General features: G+C 71.4%; 1 protein-coding gene and 1 pseudogene. One reads left to right on the plus strand and one right to left on the minus strand.

Going from position 1 to position 1,274, the window contains the following annotated elements; translation table 11 throughout:
- Positions 1–318 (plus strand): annotated as a pseudogene (locus tag ACGFYY_RS42370) (hypothetical protein); the annotation flags it as partial.
- A gap of 70 nt (positions 319–388) precedes the next feature.
- Here the strand turns inward: ACGFYY_RS42370 and ACGFYY_RS42375 are convergent.
- Positions 389–1,111, minus strand: coding sequence for a DUF1524 domain-containing protein (locus ACGFYY_RS42375; RefSeq protein WP_393717993.1), 723 nt, complete (start codon positions 1,109–1,111; stop codon positions 389–391).
- Positions 1,112–1,274: the final 163 nt, after the last annotated feature.

Here is a 1,274-nt window from a genome sequence, read left to right on the forward strand (position 1 = left end):
GCCCTCGCGGCTTGCTTGAGCCGTGTGCATCGACGAGGTGCACGCACGGTTCTGAGGGGACCCCGGCGCAGCAATGCGCCGGGGTTACCCGGCGGCCGCGCCCCGTACGGCTACGACGCGGCCACCCTGTACGTGTACGCCCTGCTGGCCCCCGCCACGGCCGCCCGCATCCGGACCGAGCTGCCCCCCGTCCTGGACCGGCCCGAGGCCCGCACCGGCCTGCTAACCGTGTGCGCCCAGGTCCTCCAGGCCCAAGACCGCGTCGACTTCTACGCCGAGCTTGCCGGGCCGGTCCGCGAGCACCTGGCCCACCTGTAGCCATCTTGTCGGCTGGCCGCCGGGAGCGGGGCATGGGCGAGGTGCGTGCCCGGTCCGCCAGCCGGGGCGATCAGGGGGCCGGCTCGTAGACGACGGTGGTGTTCGGGCAGTCCTCCGCGACGCCGAGCAGGGCCTGGCGCTCGGCCTCATCCGCGGCCAGGTCCCACCGCAGCTTGGTGCCCACCCACTTGGCCACGTACTCGCAGTGGTAGTCGGCGGCCGGGGGCAGCCACTCCGCCGGATCCCGGTCCGCCTTGCTCCGGTTCGAGGCCGCGGAGACCGCGACCAGCGTGTCCGGGCTGTTCTGGTCGTTCGCGTACGCCTCACGACGCGCCGCACTCCACCGGGCACCCTCCGGGCTCTTCAGCTCGGAGTCGAAAACTTCGGCCAACGGGACGAAGTGGTCGACGTCGAGGCGGGCGGCGTCGACGATGACGAGGTTGTCGTACGGGCTGAGCCAGGAACCGCCCGTCAGCCGGCACCCGGCCGCGACCTGCGGCTCCTGGACCGCCTCGGAGAGGATGACCTCCTTGCGGGTATCACAACCGTCCGTCGTGTTCAGCCCGCGGTTCCAGTGCTTGTAGAGGTCCCGCTTGTAGCCCTCACGATGCTCGTCAGCGACCGGAATCTGGTCGATCGCCTCGAACAACGGCAGTGGCGCGCGGAGTCCGCTGGCTGCGGCGACGGCGGCCGGCTGGGCCGCGGCCGCGTGTGCGGCGGGAGCGGTGGTGAGCAGGGGCAGGGCGGCGAGCGCGAGCGCGAGAAGACCACGCTGCAGGAGGTTCTTGATCACGCCCTGGGTGTAGCGCGGCTAATCAGGCCGGAACAGGGTGCCGGGAGTCAACTCACTCGGGCGGGTGTCTTAATTCACCGGCGAAACGATCATGCCGGTCCGGTTGATCCGGCCATCGCAACAGGGTCTGGGTTGGAGGCTGCGGGCTGCGGCCTCGCTGGTG

This window comes from Streptomyces sp. NPDC048331 (assembly GCF_043201215.1).
Lineage (GTDB): Bacteria > Actinomycetota > Actinomycetes > Streptomycetales > Streptomycetaceae > Streptomyces.